A 15,832-nucleotide genomic window follows, 5' to 3' on the forward strand; every position below is an offset into this window, starting at 1 on the left:
AAGCCTCGTTTCTCAAGCTGAGAAATGAGGCTTTTGTTTATTCTGCACTGTATTCAGATGAGTTTTTTTCAGACGTTAATGACGCAAGCGAAAGCACGCCGCACATCGCGATGACAACACCCGCTGATCCGATCCATGTCACTGACGCAAGAGACAGATGAGTGACAACAATGCCCCCGATGCCCGCCCCGGCTGCCATAGCCAGCTGCATCACAGACTGGTTGAGGCCAAGTAATACACCCGATGATTCAGGCTCCATCGTTGCCAAATGATACTGCTGAGCAGGCCCAGATGACCAGGCGGCGAAGGACCAAAATATAAGCACTGCCGCCGCTCCGAAAGCAGAATGTGTGGCAAACGGCAATAACATGAGCATGATAGCATGAAGCGCCATTCCGCCGATTAATGTCATACGCGCCCCCCATTTGTCTGCGCTGAAACCGCCTGCTTTAGAACCGGCAAGACTTGCAACACCGAAAATAAGCAGCAATGTACTCAGTATTCCGCTTCCGATATGAGTAACGTTCAGTAAATACGGAGAAAGGTACGTATACGCAACCGAATAGCCTCCGAGCCAAAAAAACGTAATGGCCAGCCCGACAGCCACCTTTCGTTTCTTCAAAAGAGAAAATTGCTGAATGAGCGGCACCGGTTTATCTCCTTTTATCTCAGGCAGCGCGAAACGTATAATAAGCATGGCAATGATTCCGATTGCCGCAATTCCGGCGAAAACCACCTTCCAGCCAAAAGCTTCAGACACGGTTCTTCCGATCGGAACACCGATAATGAGCGCCGCCGTAAACCCCATAATGACGGTTGCGAGAGAACTTGCCTGTTTTCCCGGGGGAGCGATTTTTGCTGCGATCGTAAGCGCGGTGACCACCACAGTTCCTGCTCCAAGCGCCATGATCACCCGCGCTCCCGCAAATAAGCCGAATCCCTGCACAAGGAAAGAAATGATATTTCCGATTACAAACAATCCAAGAGCATAGATCATGAGCTTCCTTCTGTCCAGTTTTGCTGTAAGGGCCATCATGACAGGCGTTCCGATTGCATAAACAAGTGAAAAAATCGTAATCAGCTGCCCTGCCGCTGCCACAGTAACTCCCAAGGAACCTGCAATTTTATCAAGCATCCCGGATATCACATATTCAGACGTCCCCACTAAAAAACTGATAATTGCCAAAATGTAAATCTTCCAGGTATTTTGCACCTGACACACTCCTTCATTGATGATTTATATAAAGATATATTGTGATATATCGATATAAAGAGTTGAACAAACAGAAACAAATCGCAATATGTCGATGTGTAGTCGGAAAAAGAAACTGAATCCCTCTTCTAAAGGATTCAGCCCTACATTTCGCGCTGAAAATAATCGGCCATCGCCTTTATCGCTTCTTCATCTCTTTTATAATAGGTGTATTTGCCAATCCGTTTTGTTTGGATAAGGCCCGCCCGCTGAAGAATGGAAAGATATTGAGACGCCGTTGACTGTGTCATCTGAAGCTTATCGGTGATCTGGCTGACACATACTCCGATCTCATTCATATCAATGCCATCATGCGGGGCGAAGTGACGGTCCGGCTCTTTCAGCCATTGTAAAATCTCAAGCCGTGACTCATTAGACAACGCTTTAAAAACATCAATAGGTTTCATACGCTTTATTATATCGTGATTTTACGATATGTCAATGTTGTTTTTCTTCAATCTCTATTTTTTGTTTTGCCTCTCTTATGATCCGGGACATAAAATCACTCACATTCTCTTCAAATGTGTTTTCCCGCCCGTATTGCCGTACATGTACAGATTGATGGCGGCACTCTCGATCTCCCACAACAGCAATATACGGTATTTTTTTCATTTGTGCTTCTCTGATTTTATAGCCGAGTTTTTCATCGCGCTGATCGAGCTCAGCCCGGATACCCGCTTTCTTCATTTGCAGGTGCACCTGTTCTGCGCAGTCCCGGTGTGCGGTGTTTGATACTGGGATGATTTTTGCCTGTACCGGTGCAAGCCATAAAGGGAACGCTCCCCCGAAATGTTCTGTAATGATTCCGAGAAATCTGTCGAGAGATCCGAATACCGCTCGGTGGATGACAACAGGACGGACTTTTTGGTTTTTTTCATCAATATATGTTAAATCAAATTTCTCCGGCATTTGAAAATCCAGTTGGACAGTGGCGCATTGATGGCTCCGGTTCAGCGCATCTTTTATATGAATATCAATTTTCGGTCCGTAAAATGCGCCATCTCCCCGATTAAACCGAAAACGATATCCCTGTTCTTTTAATACTTTTTCTAATGCGCTCTCAGCCCTGTCCCACAAGCGTTCGCTTCCCATGTAATCTTCCGGTCTTGTTGACAGCTCAATATCATAGGAAAAACCAAATGCGGTGTACACCTCGTGAATCAGCTGCAGTGCCGAAGCGATCTCACTCTCGATCTGATCCTGCGTTACAAAAATGTGTGCGTCATCCTGGCAAAAAGATCTGACGCGGAGCAGGCCATTAAGCGCCCCGCTGAATTCGTGACGGTGCACCTGACCGAACTCAGCCATCCGAATCGGAAGATCACGATAAGAACGAAGCTTTTCTTTAAATATGAGCATGTGGCCGGGGCAGTTCATCGGCTTTAACGCGAAGCGCTGATGATCGGCTTCTGAGAAATACATATTCTCTTTATAATGATCCCAGTGGCCGGATTGCTCCCAAAGACGCTGGTTCATCATCATAGGGGTGCGCACTTCCTGATAATGATAGGCATCCTGCTTTGAACGCAGAAATGATTCAAGCGTGTTTCGGATAAACTGACCGTTCGGCAGATAAAAAGGCATACCCGGCGCTTCTTCCGAAAACATAAAAAGTTGTAACTCCGCTCCCAATTTCCGATGATTTCTCATCTCCGCCTCTTTCAACAGCTGAAAATGTCTGTTCAGCTCCTTTTCTGAGGAAAATGCTTTCCCATAGATGCGCTGGAGCATTTTTTGGTTGCTGTCGCCGCGCCAATAAGCCCCTGATACATGAGTGAGCGAAAAAGCTTTTATCTGTCCGGCAGACGCCAAGTGCGGACCCCGGCATAAATCAATGAATTCGCTCTGGCGGTATATACTGATTGTATCAGTCTGCGGAATACCCGCTAAGAGCTCAAGCTTCAGCGGTTCATGAGAAAACAGCTGCTCTGCCTCTTCTCTGGGGATTTCTTCTCTGATAATTTCCGGATTTTCCGAAATGATTCGGTTCATCTCTTTTTCAATGACGGCCAGGTCTTTTTCAGTAATCGTTTCATCCATATCAAAGTCATAATAAAAGCCATTTTCAATAACGGGTCCGATCCCTAAACAAACCTTCGGATACAGACGTTTTACCGCTTGCGCCAATACGTGTGCTGCTGTGTGTCTCATCACTTCCAGTCCCGCTTCAGACTGAAAACTGCACAGTTCAATCGCCGCGTCCTTCTGAATGCTTCTTCTAAGGTCATATAACGATCCGTTTATCTTTCCGGCGGCAGACGCCTTTTTCAGACTCGGACTGATTGATTGGGCGATCTCTTCTAACGTAACGCCTTTCCGGTATTTTTTTTGTTTTCCATCAGGAAAAGTAATCACAATGTGTGGCTGCTTCACGGTCTGATCTCTCCTTTATTTTTAATAAAATAAAAAACACACTCATCCCAAAGCAAGGGACGAGTGTGTGTCAGACCCGCGGTTCCACCCAAATTCCCGCCATTTTAAGTGACGGCTCATTTTTGCCGTAACGCGGCTATACGGTATCGGCTGATTTCGTTCACCGATACAGCTCAAAAGGCGGTAAGCTCATTCTTCGTGCCGGGAAGGTCTCAGCCGCGCCTCCCCTCTCTGTATGGCCGGTAAAAATGTCTCATGTCCTTATCATTGCCATTTTTCTTATATAAACATAAAAACACACTCATCCCAAAAAAAGGGACGAGTGTGTGTCAGACCCGCGGTTCCACCCAAATTCCCGCCACTTCAAGTGACGGCTCATTTTTGCCGTAACGCGGCTATACGGTATCGGCTGATTTCGTTCACCAATACAGCTCAAAAGGCGGTAAGCTCATTCTTCGTGCCGGGAAGGTCTCAGCCGTGCCTTCCCTCTCTGTATGGCCGGTTAAAATGTCTCATGTCCTTATCATTGCAGATACTTTATCCGAAAAACTTTCTTTTATTATACATAAATTTTCCGAAAAAGAAAGTTTTTTTAAGAAAAACCAGAACGAAAAAAATTGGCGTACACAGCTGTCCTGTTTTCTCATCTTCCGTTCGGTAATGCTTTTAATCCATTCAGCAGTTCTTCAAACGCCGATGTCAAAAATAAATCACTCCGGTAGATGAATGATATATTCATATCCCGAAAATGTTCAGGGAGCTCATGAAGAAAAAGATTTTTCCTGTTTTGAAAATAACGGACGGCTGATGCAGGCAGAAAGGAAACTCCCATCCCCGCCTGCACCGCCCCAATAATGGCTTCCAACGTACCGAATTCAATGATTTTATGTGCGGGTACTGCCACTTCTTTCAGTATGTTCTTTATTTTACGGCGGTGCGAACAGCCCGCGGCAAAATAAAGAATCGGCTCTCGCAACAAGTCTTGCAAACTGCCTTCCCGCTTATTTGAAACCAAGACCAATTCTTCTTGAAATACAGCGACTTGCTCAAGATCTTCGTATTCGACCGGTCCATAAACAAAAGCGCCGTCCAGCTCATAATGTAAGACGCGCTGCACTAAGGTATGTGTATCACCGGTTGACAGAGACAGCTGTACTTTCGGGTAACGGCTGCAATACTCCGTGAAAAATTGAGGGAGATGGACGGCTGCCGCCGTTTCAAGAGAACCGATTCGAAGCGGGCCGTTCGGATCGCCTGCCTCTTGCGCCGTTTTTTGCGCCTCATGCAGCAATTGAAGGATTCTGTCTGCGTCTTTCAATAAGTTTTCACCTGCGGGCGTCAGCGTCATCCCCCGATTTGTGCGGTAAAAAAGCTGTGTTTGCAATTGCCGTTCCAGCTGCTGAATCCGGTTTGTCACATTTGATTGAACATAATGCAGGCTTTCTGCCGCCTTTGAAATACTTCCTTTGCGGGCGACAGCCTGAAAAATCTTTAAGTCTCCGCTTTCCATGTAAGGACACCTTCTTGCTATGATTTTTATTGATAGCCGGCTATCAATTTTCATTTATTTACTGCAGCTGATACAGCCTGTAAAATCTTTCTCATCAATCATAAAGGAGAGAAGAATGATGAATGCCCTTATCATACACGAAAATGGCTTTGATTTCAGGCAGGCACCTGACAAACGGCCGGGAAACGGCGAAGTAAAAATAAAGCTGAAAACAGCCGGATTAAACCATCGCGATTTGTTTTTAATGAAAAAACACAAAACCGGAAACCATGAATTTACTCTCGGTTCAGACGGCGCGGGAATCGTAACCGAAATAGGACACGGCGTCCGGTCTCATTTACTGCATGCAGAAGTCATCATCAACCCGGTGCTGAATTGGAAGACTGTTGAGGACGTACCAGCCGTCCCTGATATTTTAGGTGGTCCGAGCGACGGAACATTTTCACCTTATGTCATCGTTCCTGAGGAAAATGCCGTTTTAAAACCCGAACACCTGACTTGGGAGGAAGCGGGCGTGCTGCCGTTATCAGCATTAACCGCTTATCGCGCCTTATTTACAAAAGGACAATTAAAAAAAGGCGAACACCTTATCCTTCCGGGCATCGGAAGCGGCGTGGCAACTTACGCCTTATTAATGGCAAAAGCTATCGGAGCGACAGTCAGCGTCACTTCCCGCAGCGAAAACAAAAAACAAACCGCACTGTCATACGGTGCAGACCGGGCGATTGACAGCTACGGTGACTGGAATGAGGCGCTGAATGGCGAAAAAGCAGATATCATACTTGACGGTGTAGGCCCCGCCTTGTTTCAACACTATCTTGACATTATGAAACCGAATGGCCGGATCGTAACATTTGGCGCCAGTTCAGGCGATCAGCTCGGATTTCCTATTCGCTCGCTGTTTTTCCCGCAGATTCATATTCTCGGTACATCAATGGGAAGCAATGAGGAATTCGCGGATATGCTGGAATTGATAAACCGCTGCGGCATCCGTCCCATTATCGACCGCATGTACCCTCTCAGTGAAGCAGCTGCCGCTTTTAACAGAATGCGAGAAGGACGGCAGTTCGGCAATATCGGCTTTCGTATAGATGTCTAAAAAAGGAGGAGCGGACCCGTCCGTTCCCTTATTTGTTTATAAGCGCTTCCGCTTGAAATTCAATATGTTTTTCTTCATCAATTAAAATCTGCCCGCAAATCGACTGCAGACACACAGATCCCGTCAGCAGCACCGTGATCGACTGCTCAAGGCTTGCAAATCGTCTCAGTCTGCGGAAGAAAACAACCTCTCCACTCTGATAAACAAAATTCCATATGTTATCTTCCTTTCCACGTTATCCTTATATACTCATTTCAATACGAAAAACCGGCTGATCCCAGCCGGTTTTATAAATAAACCCCTTTATTTACGGTAAAACAGTGCTCCCCATTAAATAACTGTCGACTTCGCGCGCTGCTTCCCGGCCTTCATTAATCGCCCATACAATCAGGCTTTGGCCCCTTCTCGCATCCCCTGCGGCGAAAACACCGTCAACATTCGTTTTATAATCCCCATATGCCGCCTGAATTTTATGATTTGCCGTATCGACACCGAACTGTTTCAATAATGGCTGTTCTGTCCCTTCAAAACCGATGGCGATGAACACCAGCTGAGCAGGCCATACTTTTTCTGTCCCGGGCAGTTCATGAAATTCATACTTTCCGAATTCGTTTCTGACTTTTTCCATTTGAATGGTGTGAATCTCTTGTAAGCGGCCCTGCTTATCGGCCACCATTTTTGTCGTCTGAATTGAATATTCTCTCGGGTCTTTGCCGAACTTTGCCTGCGCTTCTTCATAAGCGTATTCAAGGGTAAAGACGTGCGGCTGTTCAGGCCACATATTGTCGTTCGTGCGCGTCTGAGGAAGTTTAGGATGTTTCCCGAACTGGTGCACGCTGCGCGCTTTTTGGCGCAGCGCGGTTGCCACGCAGTCAGCTCCTGTGTCTCCTCCGCCGATTACGATGACGTCTTTCCCTTTAGCGTCTATATATTGTTTGTCTTTGAAGTTGGAATCCAAATAGCTTTTCGTCGCCAGTGTTAAATAGTCCATCGCATAATGGACGCCTTTTGCTTCCCGGCCTTCAATCAGCAGATTGCGCTGCTTTTGGGCGCCTGTGCACAAAATGACGGCATCAAATTGTTCTTTCAGCTCATCTGCCGTTATGTCAACGCCGATTTCGGTATTTGTTACAAAATCTATACCTTCCTGTGTCAAAAGCTTAATACGGCGTTCGACGACATTTTTCTCAAGCTTCATGCTCGGAATGCCGTACATCAGCAGGCCGCCGGCTCTGTCAGCACGCTCATAGACCGTTACGGAATGACCGGCTTGGTTCAGCTGATCAGCGCTTGCCAGACCTGCCGGGCCTGAACCGACGACAGCGACTTTTTTACCTGTGCGTTTCGCTGGAATTCTCGGCTGTATCCATCCATTTTCAAAACCTTTGTCAATGATCGTCCGCTCGATGTTTTTAATTGAAACAGCCGGATCTGAAATGGCCAGCGTACAAGATCCTTCACAAGGAGCGGGACAGACCCGCCCTGTGAATTCAGGAAAGTTATTCGTTTTCAGAAGACGCTCCAAGGCTTCTTTCCAGCGCCCCCGATAGACGAGGTCATTCCACTCCGGTATCAGATTATAAATCGGGCAGCCGGAGGTAAAACCGTTGATATCAGCGCCGATTTGGCAAAACGGTGTGCCGCAATCCATACACCGCGCCCCCTGCCGCTTTGACGCTTCATCTGAAAATGGAGCCGAATACTCTTTCCAATCCTTTAAGCGAGTGAGAGGGTCCCGCTCAGCCGGTTTTTCTCGTTTTTCTTCCATGAATCCAGTTGGTTTCCCCATGTTCCTCTCCCCTTTCTTACTGTACTACCGCTTGTTTATGTTCTTTGGCAGGCGTTTGGTGAACCTTTGTATTGGCTTCAAAAGCATACATAATTGCGTCTTCTTCTGATAAACCCGCCGCTTTTTGTTCTTCGATGCTGAGGAGCATTTGTTTATAGTTTTTCGGAATGACTTTGATAAAGGTTTCTGCGGCTTTTTCCCAATTGTCCAGGAGATCTGCGGCTTTTTTGCTGTTTGTCAGCGCCGCGTGCCGTTTGACCATTTCTTGCACTTCTTTGATCTCAGCCTCATCCGTCAGCTTTTCAAATGAAATCATTTCCATGTTGCATTTGCGTTTAAATGCTTTGGCATCATCACTCAGGACGTATGCGATACCGCCTGACATTCCCGCCCCGAAGTTTTTGCCGACTTCGCCGAGGACGACAACCCGGCCGCCTGTCATGTATTCACAGCCGTGGTCTCCGATACCTTCTACAACGACATTGACTCCGCTGTTACGGACTGCAAAACGTTCACCGGCGCGCCCGTTAATGTACGCTTCCCCGCTTGTTGCTCCGTAAAATGCGACGTTCCCGATAATAACGTTATCGTGTGTTTCACAATTGAAGGCATCAGGCGCTTTCACGATGATTTTTCCGCCTGAAAGCCCTTTGCCTACGTAGTCATTTGAATCCCCGTTCAAATGAAGCGTCATCCCTTTAGGGACAAATGCTCCGAAACTCTGTCCGGCTGATCCGGTAAAATGAAGTCTGATCGTATCATCCGGCAGGCCTTCCGCTCCGTAGCGTTTAGAAATTTCACTTCCCGTCACGGTTCCGGCTACGCGATTTGTATTATTGATCTTGATTTCAGCTTCCGCTTCCTGACCGGCTTCAATTGCAGCCTGAACCGCCGGAAGAATAACCGTCATATCAAGCGACTCGTCGATTTTATGGTTTTGCGCCGTACGGAAAGTACGTACGCCTTCAGGCTGGTACAGCAGTGTGGATAAATCAAGCTGGCCCGCTTTCCAATGCGCTTTCGCACGTTCACTAACATGAAGAACGTCTGTCCGTCCGATCATCTCATCAAGCGTCTTAAAGCCTAACTGCGCCATATATTCACGCACTTCTTCTGCGACAAACAGCATGTAATTTACGATATGGTCAGGATCGCCCATGAATTTTTTGCGGAGCTCTGGGTTTTGCGTCGCGACACCTACAGGACATGTATCTAAGTGGCAGGCGCGCATCATAACGCAGCCGAGAACGACAAGCGGCGCTGTAGCAAAGCCGAATTCCTCCGCACCGAGCAAGGCGGCCATTACGACATCTCGGCCTGTCATCAGCTTACCGTCCGTTTCCAATACCACGCGATCCCGTAAACCGTTCAGCATCAGCGTTTGGTGAGCCTCTGCAAGACCAAGCTCCCACGGAAGACCCGTATGTTTAATACTTGTTTTCGGCGACGCGCCCGTTCCGCCATCGTAGCCGCTGATGACGATGACATCCGCAGTGCCTTTTGCCACACCGGCCGCAATCGTGCCGACACCGGCTTTTGACACGAGCTTGACGCTGATACGCGCGCTTCGATTTGCATTTTTCAAATCATGAATCAGCTGCGCCAAATCTTCAATTGAATAAATATCATGGTGAGGAGGCGGTGAGATCAGCCCTACACCTGGTGTAGAACCGCGGACATCCGCGACCCAAGGATATACCTTGTTGCCCGGAAGCTGACCGCCTTCTCCCGGCTTCGCCCCTTGCGCCATTTTGATCTGCAATTCATCCGCATTGACGAGATAATGGCTCTTTACGCCGAAACGGCCGGAAGCGATCTGTTTAATCGCACTTCTTCTGTCGTCGCCATTTTCATCCGGAACGAAACGTTTCGGGTCCTCGCCGCCTTCTCCGCTGTTGCTTTTTCCGCCAAGCCTGTTCATCGCTATCGCTAAAGCCTCATGGGCTTCCTTGCTTAATGAACCGAATGACATCGCTCCTGTTTTAAAACGTTTCACGATGGACGCAGCTGATTCAACTTCCTCTAATTTTAAAGGCTTGCGGTCTTCTTTGAAGGCGAACAGATTGCGTAAAAATCCGATTCGTTCTTCATCCGCTGCATGAGAATACTGCTTAAACAGGCTGTAATCATTCTTGCGGCACGCCCATTGCAGGGTATGGATGGTTTTCGGATTGAAAGCGTGGTGCTCTCCCCCGTTCCGCCATTGGAATTCACTTCCCGGATCAAGAGTTTGGCTGTAATCATCCTTGTACGCAGCTTGATGGCGCTGTTTCGCTTCTTGCGCAATCGTTTCGATATCGATTCCGCCAAGCTGAGATGCAGTACCGGTAAAGTATTTGGCGATAACGTCTTCACCGATGCCGACCGCTTCAAAAATTTGGGCGCCCCTGTAACTTTGCACAGTTGAAATCCCCATTTTTGACATCACTTTCACGACGCCTTCTGTTACGCTCTTTCCGTATTTGCTGACAGCTTCTTCATACGGAATATCAAGCCGGCCTTCATCGATTTCCTGCTTATACGTAGCGTAAGTCAAATACGGGTTGACAGCATCGGCACCATACCCGATGAGAGCCGCAAAGTGATGAACTTCACGCGCTTCCCCGGATTCAACGATAATGCTTGCTTTTGTTCGCAGGCCTTGGCGGATCAAATGCTGATGCAGCGCACTGACGGCCAAGAGCGGCGGAATCGGCGTCAATTCCTTACTCATTGCCCTGTCAGATAAAATTAACAGAGATACGCCTTCCTTGATCGCTTTTTCCGCCTGCTGAAACAAATCCTTCAGGCCTTTTTCCAGGTCATCGGAAAACAGCGCGCGGATGTTCTGGCTCTTAATGTCAGGGTGCACAAGTGTTTTCAGCGCATAAAACTGTTCGTTTGATAATACAGGAGTATACAATTTTATGCGGCGTGCATTTCTTTCACTCGGATGCAGCAGATCGCCTTCAGCTCCGAGCCATGTCACCGTGGAGGTCACAAGCTGCTCGCGGATCGCGTCAATCGGCGGGTTTGTGACTTGGGCAAACAGCTGTTTAAAGTAATGAAACAGTGATTGGGCGCGATCGGATAAAACGGCGAGCGGCGAATCATTTCCCATAGAGCCGAGCGGGTCCTTGCCTTCTTTAATAACAGGAATTAAATACTTCTGAATATCTTCATACGTATAGCCAAACGCTTTTTGACGGACGAGAAGATCATCGAATTGTTCCTCTTCCCGGATTTCCGGATCAGGATTCACTTGAACCAATTCTTCTTCAAGCCATTTTTGATACGGGAATTCATTGGCGATTTCTGTTTTTACTTCTTCATCTGAAATAATCCGGCCTTCCTCTAAGTCAATGAGCAGCATTTTTCCGGGCTCCAGACGTTTTTTATGAAGAATGTTCTCCTGCTCTACTTCAATAACGCCGACCTCAGATGAGAAAATAATATGGTCATCTTTTGTCACATAATAACGTGCCGGACGCAGACCGTTACGGTCAAGGATGGCACCGATTTGTTTTCCGTCCGTAAACGAAATGGCGGTCGGCCCGTCCCACGGCTCCATTAAAGAGCTGTGATATTCATAAAAAGCCCGTTTCGCTTTAGACATGTGAGTGTTTTCCGTCCATGGTTCCGGAATCAGCATCATTGCCGTATGTGCCGGTTTCCGCCCCGCCATCACGAAAAATTCAAACGCATTATCAAGAATGGATGAGTCACTGCCCTCAGCATTTAAAATCGGCAGCACTTTGTGAAGATCGTCTCCGAAGCTTTCTGAAACGAACTGCTGCTCCCTCGCTCTCATCCAATTGATGTTGCCCCGGAGCGTATTGATTTCTCCGTTATGAATCAGATAGCGGTTCGGATGGGCACGTTCCCAAGTAGGAAAGGTATTTGTGCTGAATCTTGAATGCACGAGTGAAAATGCAGATACGAAGGTTTCATCCTGCAAATCCAAATAAAAAGCGTCAACCTGCTCAGGCGTTAACAATCCTTTATAAACAATAGTCTGGCTTGACAAGCTTGCGAAGTAAAAATCAAGCTGTTCTTGAACGCCCCAATTTTCCGCCTGCTTTCGGATGACATACAGTTTGCGTTCAAAAGCAAGGCTGTCTTTCAAATCGTTTGCGGCGCCGATGAATACTTGACGCACATACGGGCAAGTGCTTTGTGCCACTGTTCCGATTTTTCCGACATTTACAGGGACGGTTCTCCAGCCGAGAACGATCTGTCCTTCCTGCTCAATGAATGCATTCACCTGTTTTTCGATCTTTTTTCTTTCCTCTTCATTTTGCGAGAAAAAGACCATTCCTACCCCGTAACGGCCTTTTTCCGGCAGTCTCATTTCTCCGCACTCTTTCTTAAAAAAAGCATCAGGGATCTGAACCATCAGGCCGGCGCCGTCACCCGTATTCGGATCACTGCCCTGTCCTCCTCTGTGATCCAGCTGGCAAAGCATCTTCAGTCCTTTTTTGACAATGTCATGTGAAGGTTTCCCTTTTAAATGGGCATACAAGCCGATTCCGCATGCATCGTGCTCAAATTCCGGACGGTAGAGACCTTGTGCTTTCGGCATTTGATTGTAAGTCATAATTCCTCTCCCCCGATCAGTTTCCGTTAATTATCGGTCATAAAATCTGACAACTTTAAATTAATTGTAAGTTTTCAAAACAATATAAACAATATATAATTTAGATCAAATACATCTCAAAATGAGATAGATGGGTGTGAACGCAATGGAATTACGCCAGCTTCGGTATTTTATGGAGGTAGCAGAACGGGAACATGTGTCAGAAGCGGCTGATCATCTGCATGTCGCACAATCCGCCATCAGCAGGCAGATTGCAAATCTTGAAGAAGAGCTGAAAGTCACTTTATTTGAACGGGAAGGCAGAAATATTAAATTAACGCCGATCGGCAAGCAATTTTTAGAACATGTTAAAACGGCGATGAAAGCAATTGATTACGCGAAGGAACAAATTGATGAATATCTTGATCCAAATCGCGGAACCGTCAAAATAGGATTTCCGACGAGCCTTGCAAGCCAGCTTTTGCCGACGGTGATTTCGGCATTTAAAGAGGAATACCCGAACGTTGAGTTTTTGCTCCGTCAGGGGTCTTATAAGTTTTTAATTGAAGCCGTAAGAAACAGGGATATAGATGCGGCGCTGCTCGGCCCCGTTCCGACGGAATTCCCCGACATAACAGGCCATATCTTATTCACGGAAAAGATTTACGCGCTTGTTCCGCTGCATCATCCGCTTGCCAAACAGAAAAATATTCATTTAATTGATCTGCGCGGCGACCAATTCGTTTTATTTCCTGAAGGGTTTATTCTCCGAAACATGGCGATTGACGCTTGCAGACAGGCCGGCTTTGCGCCGCTTGTATCGACGGAGGGCGAGGATTTAGATGCCATTAAAGGATTAGTCTCCGCGGGGATGGGAGTGACTTTATTACCTGAAAGCACCTTTGCAGAAACCACACCCCGGTTCACGGTCAAAATTCCGATTGAATTTCCTCAAGTGAAGCGCACCGTAGGCATTATTAAACCAAAAGGAAGGGAACTGGCTCCGTCTGCAAATGATTTCTATCATTTTGTCATTCAATTTTTCTCCAAACTTGAACAATATCAATAAAAAACAAACCCGAGCTTCAAAACGAAGCCTCGGGCTTTTTCATATTTTTATAGATCTTTCTCAGCCGATCGGAATGGATAGTTCAACGTGACAGACAAATGCTTCCGGATCAATGACTGATTGATCGGCCTGTTTATGCGGCGTTTCTTTAAATGTCTTCAGCTGGGCTGAGGAATAGTTGACGATGCCGAGTCCGAGCTCTTCTCCCTGCTGATCAAGCAACCTGACAACCGCTCCGCAGCTGAATCTGCCCTTAATCTGCTCGATGTCCTGCGGTGACAGCTCCATATTTCCGTTCGCGACATCACGGCTGCTTTCTTTTTCCATCACAATTTCACCTTCTGGACCGGAATTAAACGCAAGCCATTGTTCTTTGTGGTTTAACGGCAGGGTTCCTTCCGCTTCAAAATAAGTTCCTTCAGCAGCCTCATCTACCGCTTGAAGCAGAATGTCCGGAATGTTAGCCTGCCCGAGAAAGCCTTTAATACCCGAGGCCATCACAATTTTAAAAGCATCCAGTTTCGAACGCATTCCGCCTGTTCCCATCTCACTCCCGGCATCTCCCGCGCTCGCTTCTATTTCCGGGGTAATGTCACTTACATGTCTGATTCTTTTCGCCTTCGGGTTGCTGCGCGGATTATCATCATATAAACCGTCAATGTCTGATAAAATCACAAGCATGTCGGCATCAATTAAACCTGCCACCTTCGCTGCGAGTGTATCGTTATCTCCGAATTTCAGCCGGTTGACTGTGACCGTGTCATTTTCATTAATAATCGGAATAATGCCCCGTTCCAAAAGGACGTTCATCGTATTGCGGACATTATGGTAGCGGCATTCATCGGAAAAATCGCTTCTTGTAATTAATATTTGTGATGCGACATAACCGTGCGCTAAAAACAGCTTTGAATAAGCCTCCATTAATAATCCCTGCCCGATGGAAGCGGAAGCCTGTTTTTCAGGGAGGCTTTCCGGTTTCTGAATAAATCCGAGCTTCCGATAACCTGCCGCCACTGCGCCGGAAGATACTAAAATCACTTCATAGCCGCTGTCTTTCAGCTGTGCGATTTGATCCACCAATGCTTCCAGCTTTCTTCTGCTGATTTCCCCGTGCAGGCTCGTCAGTGAGCTGCTGCCGATTTTCACCGCGACTCTTTTGATCTTCGTCCGAGACGTCACTGTATCACTCCTGTTTTTTAACGATTATAGTGCTGCCGTTTTTTCAATTGTTTTGCTGATCTCAATAGAACGTTCGGTCGCGTGTTTAATGGCTTTGGCAATGGCTTCTCCGCCGCCTTCTGACCTGAGCGCATCGAGGCCGGCTTCCGTCGTGCCGTTTGGAGAGGTGATGTTTTCCCGAAGCACATCCGGTTTTTCACCCGTTTCCATCAGCATTTTAGCTGCGCCCAATAACGTTTGCGCGCCGATTTTGCGGGACAGCCGTTTGTCTAAGCCGGCTTCTTCACCTGCTTTTTCAATAAACTCCATTAAATAATAAAAGTACGCCGGTCCGCTGCCTGCGATGCCGGTGAAAATGTCCATCTGATCTTCCTTGATCACGTATACTTCCCCGAGGCATTCCAAAAGGGATACCGCGGTTTTTGCTGAACCGTAAGAGACATGGTCTCCGAAAGCCGCAGCTGTTGCCGATTCGCCGATCATGCTGGATGTGTTCGGCATCACTCTTACAACTGGCTGACGGTCATGTAATGATTGTTGTATAAATGAGGTTGTTATGCCTGCCAGAACAGACAGGATGATTTGATGAGGTTGAATACGCCGTTTCAGCGTAGCAAGAGCGATTTCAGCATCCTTCGGTTTCATGGCTAAAATAAAGACATCAATGTCTTCGGTTTTCATGCTGTCAAAAGCAATGCCTTGAATTCCGTATTGATGTTCCAATTCAGCGAGTCGCTCTGTATTGCGGCGGTTTGTCACGCAGATGTTTTGGTTGGGAATTTTTTTTGCGCGGACCATGCCTGATATCATTCCTTCAGCCATTGATCCTGCTCCGATAAAAGCAATTTTCTTTTGATCTAAGATCGGTAACATCTCCCTTGTTCGTATTTTGTTCGTATTTTTCACACGTTTTTTATGTTACCACTTCAGGAGTCGATGTCAAGTTTGAAGGTTTTATTGATGTGTATTGTTCCGAGCCTGTTATTATGTATAATGAATCACAAAA

The 15,832-nt window shown here is 46.9% G+C and carries 10 protein-coding genes; 2 read left to right on the plus strand and 8 right to left on the minus strand.

Features of this window, described 5'->3' with window-relative positions; translation table 11 throughout:
• Window positions 1-37: 37 nt before the first annotated feature.
• The 4 genes from J6600_RS09470 to J6600_RS09485 all read right to left on the minus strand — a co-directional run bounded on the left by J6600_RS09470 (window position 38) and on the right by J6600_RS09485 (window position 5,135).
• Entirely contained in the window at window positions 38-1,213 is a 1,176-nt protein-coding gene (locus J6600_RS09470) for an MFS transporter (RefSeq protein WP_209387322.1), read from the minus strand.
• A 143-nt stretch (window positions 1,214-1,356) separates the two neighbouring features.
• Complete coding sequence (locus tag J6600_RS09475) at window positions 1,357-1,659, minus strand: ArsR/SmtB family transcription factor (protein ID WP_007407355.1); 303 nt, start codon at window positions 1,657-1,659, stop codon at window positions 1,357-1,359.
• A 31-nt stretch (window positions 1,660-1,690) separates the two neighbouring features.
• A complete protein-coding gene (thrS, locus tag J6600_RS09480; protein ID WP_209387323.1) occupies window positions 1,691-3,625 on the minus strand; it encodes a threonine--tRNA ligase in 1,935 nt (644 codons plus the stop codon).
• A 643-nt stretch (window positions 3,626-4,268) separates the two neighbouring features.
• Window positions 4,269-5,135 carry a LysR family transcriptional regulator gene (locus J6600_RS09485; RefSeq protein ID WP_128496672.1) on the minus strand — a complete coding sequence of 289 codons (867 nt, stop codon included), beginning with the start codon at window positions 5,133-5,135 and terminating at the stop codon, window positions 4,269-4,271.
• A gap of 118 nt (window positions 5,136-5,253) precedes the next feature.
• On the opposite strand from J6600_RS09485, the gene J6600_RS09490 reads away from it, so the two are divergent.
• A complete protein-coding gene (locus J6600_RS09490; RefSeq protein WP_209388340.1) occupies window positions 5,254-6,234 on the plus strand; it encodes a zinc-binding dehydrogenase in 981 nt (326 codons plus the stop codon).
• Between the two features lie 307 nt (window positions 6,235-6,541).
• On the opposite strand, the gene gltD is transcribed toward J6600_RS09490, so the two are convergent.
• On the minus strand, window positions 6,542-8,023 hold the full coding sequence (gene gltD / locus J6600_RS09495) for a glutamate synthase small subunit (RefSeq protein ID WP_044802245.1): 1,482 nt from the start codon (window positions 8,021-8,023) through the stop codon (window positions 6,542-6,544).
• A 16-nt stretch (window positions 8,024-8,039) separates the two neighbouring features.
• Window positions 8,040-12,599, minus strand: a complete 4,560-nt coding sequence (gene gltB, locus J6600_RS09500; protein WP_209387324.1) for a glutamate synthase large subunit — start codon at window positions 12,597-12,599, stop codon at window positions 8,040-8,042.
• A 145-nt stretch (window positions 12,600-12,744) separates the two neighbouring features.
• On the opposite strand from gltB, the gene gltC reads away from it, so the two are divergent.
• Entirely contained in the window at window positions 12,745-13,647 is a 903-nt protein-coding gene (gene gltC / locus J6600_RS09505; protein ID WP_014418086.1) for a glutamate biosynthesis transcriptional regulator GltC, read from the plus strand.
• A gap of 60 nt (window positions 13,648-13,707) precedes the next feature.
• Here the strand turns inward: gltC and proB are convergent, their stop codons facing one another.
• Both proB and proC read right to left on the minus strand, forming a co-directional pair.
• On the minus strand, window positions 13,708-14,826 hold the full coding sequence (gene proB / locus J6600_RS09510) for a glutamate 5-kinase (RefSeq protein WP_017417943.1): 1,119 nt from the start codon (window positions 14,824-14,826) through the stop codon (window positions 13,708-13,710).
• Window positions 14,827-14,850: 24 nt separating this feature from the next.
• Window positions 14,851-15,699, minus strand: a complete 849-nt coding sequence (gene proC / locus J6600_RS09515; RefSeq protein WP_021494173.1) for a pyrroline-5-carboxylate reductase — start codon at window positions 15,697-15,699, stop codon at window positions 14,851-14,853.
• Window positions 15,700-15,832: the final 133 nt, after the last annotated feature.

The sequence above is a fragment of the Bacillus sp. LJBV19 genome, assembly GCF_017797845.1.
Taxonomy (GTDB): domain Bacteria; phylum Bacillota; class Bacilli; order Bacillales; family Bacillaceae; genus Bacillus; species Bacillus velezensis.